The organism is Cryobacterium sp. MLB-32, from assembly GCF_000738085.1.
GTDB lineage: Bacteria > Actinomycetota > Actinomycetes > Actinomycetales > Microbacteriaceae > Cryobacterium.
Window position 1 is genome coordinate 1 of record NZ_JPRS01000209.1, and the last position, 5,168, is coordinate 5,168.

A 5,168-nucleotide genomic window follows, 5' to 3' on the forward strand; every position below is an offset into this window, starting at 1 on the left:
AAAATCTTCGGTTTTTTGCACGCCTGTCCGGCTTACGCCGTCCGGACGCTCGAATCCACGATGTGCTGGGCTTTCTCGATTTCACCGACCACGACAACCAACGAGTTGGAACATTCAGCAAGGGCATGCGCCAGCGCGTGGGCATCGCCCAGGCCATCCTGCACTCGCCCGCCGTCTTGTTCCTGGACGAACCAACATCAGGACTGGACCCGGAGGGAGTGCGAACGCTGCGGGAAACAGTCGTGCGGCTGAACCGCGAATTCGGCATGACAATCTTCATGAACACGCACCTGCTCTCCGAGGTAACCAAAACGTGTACCAGCATCGGCATCCTCAACCACGGTCGCCTGGTGCACCACGACTCACTGAAACAGACCCTCGCGGCCTTCCCCGCAAACGAGTCCCTGGAAGACATCTACTTCCAACTCGACTCGGCCGCCGTATGAATACCATCCTCACCAGCGCCCGCCATGAAATCCTCTGCACCCTCCGAGCCCGCGTGGCGCTCCTCCTTCTGATCGTGTTCCTCGGCATGGTGTCCGTGTCGTCACTGATCGGCTGGATCACCAACAGCACCGTCACCCGCGTGTATGAAAAGATCCTGGCCGACGGGCTCACGACGGCCCCCAATCCATTCGCGGCCGTCCCGCCCCTGTACTACTCACGCAATTCGGTGATCTATGTCGTGCTCATCGGCGTCCTGATGGCGATCATCCTCGGGGTCCAGGCCACGCTCCGTGACCGTAAAACAGCCACCGCCGATCTCATTCTCAGCCGACCAGTGAGCACCATCCTGCGTCTTGTCGGGCAGTTCCTGGGCCTGGGCACCGTTATTGCGGGCGTTCTGGCCGCCAGCACGATCATCAGCTGGGCCTCCATCAGCATTATCACCGGCATGCCGCTCGGCCCCGACTCGACGGCGCGGATAATCGGGTTCGCGGCGCTGTCCTGGGTGCTGATGATGATTTTCGCCCTGCTCGGCATGCTCACTGGACTCTACAGTCGCAAGGAAACCACCGCGCTCCTCGTGCCGTTCGTCGTCTGGAGTGCAATCGCGTTCGTCCTCCCGCAGATCGGCACCGCCGCTCGCCCCGTGGCGTTGTTGAACCCCGTTCCCGCGCTCGCCCCCTCGTCGGGCGGCGTCTCATTCGATGTCGTCGGAACCCTCACGGGGCCGTTCGCCATCACCGAACAGTTCAAACGCGCCGCCAGCATCCTGCTTCGCGATGACAGCGTGACGGGCAGTCCCGCGGTGAGCGTCCTGGTGCTTGTGACCGTTCTGATCGCAATGACCTGGATCGTGGTCGTCACACCACGCCGCACCCTGAGGAGTGGTCTGAATGAATGACACCTGGATTGTCGCCGAAAAGGAACTACTGGACCTGCGCAGGGATCGCCTCTTCGCAATCCTGATCGCCTTCCTCGCCATCGCAACGCTCATCTCTGTTGCCGTGGCCTCCGCAAATTTTGGAACCCAACTGGATGCCTACAACCTCTATGTAGCCCAGCTCGCCCAGAGCGGCAGCACGGTCACCGCGGCCGCTCCCCAGCTGTTCCCGTTGAAGCTGCTGCGCGGCGGAATCGAATACCTGGAAATTCTGGGAGCACTCTTTGCCATCGTGCTCGGTTACGGAACCATCGCCAAGGAAAAGTACCGGGGCACCCTGGCTCTCTTTCTCAGCCGTCCGGTCAGTCGGTTTTCCTTCGCCGGCGGGAAGATCCTCGGCCTGTCGATCGTATGGTTCGGTGTCGTAATGGTACTCACGGCCGTGTCGCTGATCGCCGTTGTCACGATCGGCCACGCTCCCATCCACGGAATCGACGTGGCACGGCTCCTCATCGTCGGCGGTTTCGCCTGGTTCTACCTCGTGTTCTGGACCGCCCTGGCCGTGGGACTCACCGCCCTGTCCACACGATTGAGCACCGGCCTCATCGTGGCCCTGGTCATCTGGCTTGCCTTCGTGCTCGTCATCCCACAGATTGGCGACACCATGGACCCGGACAATCAGGTGCCCGGCGGCCTGTTCGCCTCCCTGCAGATTCAGAAATCCGACGAAGTCGCCGTTCTGGCTCAGTTCTCCGCCTTCGACGGCATCCGCAACGGCCTCGAAGTGTCATCGGTGACAAAGCACTTTGAACGTCTCACGTTCGCCTTTCTGGGCATCAAAGACCAGTACAACCAACAGCCCCTCAGCCTCTTGTGGGTCGCAATGCTGCCCTACGCCATCACCCTCACCGCGGCAACCCTCGCCGCCGTGGTCTTCGCCGCCCTCGCAACGACGAGGCGAACACTGCAAAGGAAGCAATCATGAAGTGGAAAATCATCATCCCCATCGCCGTCGTGGCCCTCATAGTCGCCGGCGGAATCGCCATGTCCCAGGCCCCGTCGCCGGCCACCCCAGCCAGCCAGGCTTCGTCATCGGCCACAACAGGTGACGTTCTACCGGTGACGACCAACCCCATCAGCAACACCAGCACCACCCCGGGACTGACGATCGTGTCGGCGGCCGCCGAAGACAACGTCGACCCTATTTCCGGCGCCGCCATCACCGACCGACTCCAAATCACCCTCGGCAACACCACCAAGAAGCCACTGACCCATGTCGAGACCTACTATGAGATGACAGACATCACCACCGGGGCGACCGAGGCGTACTACCTCGCCCTGGACGGACTCACCCTCGCGCCGAATGCGGAAACAACCATCTCGTTCGACACCGAAACAGGGGTAGGCCATTACCCCGAAAACCCGTACAGCCTGTACCGCAGTTCCACGAATCAGGTGGATTTCACCATTCAGGTCAGCGTCGACGGCGTTCAGATTGCCAAGGGCACAGCAACCAAAGGAGCAGGAACCGGTGAACAGGCCGACTAACGCCGCGATCACCCGCACGCCGTCGGGCAGCGCGTGAAGGTACTTGTCGTCGAGGATGACGTCCGCATTGCGGACGTTATCCGGCGTACCCTCACCGAAGCCGGATACGCCGTCGACGTCACCCACACCGCGCCCGACGGGGTTCAGGCATTCGAAGTCGACACCTATGATCTCGTCGTGCTCGACCTGATGCTCCCGGGACTGCCGGGCGGCGGCATGGACGTGTGCCGCCGCATCCGCGAAATCAACAACGATGTACCCGTACTCATGCTCACCGCGCTGGACTCCATGCGCACCAAGGTCGAAGGGCTGGATGCCGGCGCAGACGACTACATCGTCAAACCGTTCCACCTTGTCGAACTACTGGCCCGGGTGCGAGCACTCCTTCGACGCTCGCCCCGCGCACACGCGCCCATGCTGGAAGCTCAAGGCGTCACGCTCGACCCGGCCACGCGCACCGCCGCGCGGTCCGGGCGCACCATCGTATTGACGGCCAAGGAATTCGCTGTGCTGGAATATCTGATGCGAAACGCGGGGACCATCATCAGCTCCACGGAATTGATTGATCATGCCTGGGACAGCAACTACGAGGGGTTCAGCAACGTCGTGCAAACCTACATTCGCTACCTGCGGCGGAAGCTGACGGTCCCCGGCGAAACAGACATCATCGAGACTCGGCGCGGTGCCGGCTACCTCATCAACGTGGATCGCTGATGTTCCGTCGCGCGACGATCCGCCTGACCGTGACATACACGGCGGTGCAACTCGGTCTTTTTGCAGCCTTCGCGGTGGGCATTTACCTGTTCGTCACCGGAACCTTCGACTTCGACGCGGCAGAATCCGACGGGGCAGGCGCCCTCAACGCCGCCGAACAAGGCTTCGCGAACCTCCGAACCGGGCTCGTCGTGCTGTATGGCGCTCTTCTCGGGCTCGTCCCGATTTCCAGCTACGTCATGGCGCGCGCAGCCCTCGCACCGTTGCGAAAAAGCTACGACCTGCAACAAAGGTTCATCGACGGCGCCTCCCACGAAATGCGCACCCCTCTCAGCGTCATCCAGGGAGAACTGGAACTCGCCCTCATCACACCGCGGTCCCCCGCCGAGTATGAACACGCGATGCAGACCGCCCTCGGGGCCGTGGACGGCCTCACGAGCCTCACCAACGACCTCTTGCTCCTCTCCCGCGGAGCCGGAACCGAACTCACAAACACCTACGAGCTCGTCGACCTGGATGAGCTCGTCGCGCAGGACATCGAGACGCGGCGGAGCGATCCCGCAGATGCGGCACGGCTGGTGGCCGAATATGGAACCAACTCAAACGTGCGTGGCTCCCGCGTGCTTCTGGCTCGAGCGATAGCCAACGTCGTCGACAACGCACTCAAGTTCACGCCAACACCCGGAACAGTCACGATCAGCACCTACGCCCAAACTGGCACCTGCACCATTGCCGTGCGTGACACCGGCATGGGCATGACCGACCACGAAATTCGACATGCCTTCGACCGCTTCTGGCGATCCGATCAGGTGCGATCACACCCAGGGCACGGCCTCGGTCTCAGCCTCGTCCGCCAGATCATTCGGGCACACGACGGCCACGTCACGCTCCGGTCCCGCGTCAACGTCGGCACAACAGTGACGATAACCCTGCCACTTCCACGTTGACGCAAGACCACCGTGCTGGTTCTCACGCTCATCTCACGTGCCCCTGTCTAGCTTGGAAATATGGCCGCGCAGCTGCGGGGCCCTCGAAGAAAGGCAGAACACCATGGAAAAAAAGACGAAGATCATCGGCGCAGGAGTAGCCCTGACCCTCGCCCTCATCGGCGGCACCACCCTCACCGCCGGAGCACTCACCGTCCCAGCAGCCCCGGCCTCGTCAACCTCCAATGAGGAGTCCGGTACGAGTGCGGTCGACACCGACAACGTGCAAAACGAGGTCAAGGACGGTACCGCCGACGAGTCCGGAACGGAATCAGCAACCGAAAAGACCAGCGACGATATCAACGGCGTCGCAGTCGAAGACGGCACACAGGACTAACCACATTCACCGGCGGGTGGACCAAGCCGAACGTGCGTTTCGTCCATCCGCCGCAGCACCGCGCATCATTTGCTGCACACGACCCGTGTCAGCTCCGCTTCGGTGCGTCTCGGGAACCTTAAGCGACACGGATGTGGGCCAAATCGCAGACTCAGCGCCTGGTTCGCTCCTCGTTTCACAAGGGAACCCCCTGCGGGACGAATGCAGCATCTCGGAATACCTTTGTTTTCTACGGCATTATTTTGTCTTGCCCTGT

7 protein-coding genes are annotated in these 5,168 nt (G+C 61.8%); all 7 read left to right on the plus strand.

What is annotated here, in order from left to right:
• Positions 1-446 (plus strand): ATP-binding cassette domain-containing protein (locus JF66_RS16130; protein WP_035879624.1); only part of this gene is annotated, 446 nt, incomplete at its 5' end.
• Positions 443-1,348, plus strand: coding sequence for an ABC transporter permease (locus JF66_RS16135; protein ID WP_035879626.1), 906 nt, complete (start codon positions 443-445; stop codon positions 1,346-1,348). The genes JF66_RS16130 and JF66_RS16135, both read left to right, overlap by 4 nt.
• Entirely contained in the window at positions 1,341-2,312 is a 972-nt protein-coding gene (locus JF66_RS16140) for an ABC transporter permease (protein ID WP_035879627.1), read from the plus strand. Before JF66_RS16135 ends, JF66_RS16140 begins: the two co-directional genes overlap by 8 nt.
• Positions 2,309-2,875 carry a hypothetical protein gene (locus JF66_RS16145; protein ID WP_035879628.1) on the plus strand — a complete coding sequence of 189 codons (567 nt, stop codon included), beginning with the start codon at positions 2,309-2,311 and terminating at the stop codon, positions 2,873-2,875. Before JF66_RS16140 ends, JF66_RS16145 begins: the two co-directional genes overlap by 4 nt.
• 33 nt (positions 2,876-2,908) lie before the next feature.
• Positions 2,909-3,589, plus strand: a complete 681-nt coding sequence (locus JF66_RS16150; protein WP_035879629.1) for a response regulator transcription factor — start codon at positions 2,909-2,911, stop codon at positions 3,587-3,589.
• Complete coding sequence (locus tag JF66_RS16155) at positions 3,589-4,536, plus strand: cell wall metabolism sensor histidine kinase WalK (RefSeq protein ID WP_035879630.1); 948 nt, start codon at positions 3,589-3,591, stop codon at positions 4,534-4,536. Before JF66_RS16150 ends, JF66_RS16155 begins: the two co-directional genes overlap by 1 nt.
• 103 nt (positions 4,537-4,639) lie before the next feature.
• On the plus strand, positions 4,640-4,912 hold the full coding sequence (locus JF66_RS16160) for a hypothetical protein (RefSeq protein ID WP_035879631.1): 273 nt from the start codon (positions 4,640-4,642) through the stop codon (positions 4,910-4,912).
• Positions 4,913-5,168: the final 256 nt, after the last annotated feature.

Bases quoted from the DNA above. Each gene is read 5' to 3' on its own strand.
- JF66_RS16140 (WP_035879627.1), top strand. From the start codon at position 1,341: ATGAATGACACCTGGATTGTCGCCGAAAAGGAACTACTGGACCTGCGC.
- JF66_RS16155 (WP_035879630.1), top strand. From the start codon at position 3,589: ATGTTCCGTCGCGCGACGATCCGCCTGACCGTGACATACACGGCGGTG.
- JF66_RS16145 (WP_035879628.1), top strand. From the start codon at position 2,309: ATGAAGTGGAAAATCATCATCCCCATCGCCGTCGTGGCCCTCATAGTC.
- JF66_RS16135 (WP_035879626.1), top strand. From the start codon at position 443: ATGAATACCATCCTCACCAGCGCCCGCCATGAAATCCTCTGCACCCTC.
- JF66_RS16160 (WP_035879631.1), top strand. From the start codon at position 4,640: ATGGAAAAAAAGACGAAGATCATCGGCGCAGGAGTAGCCCTGACCCTC.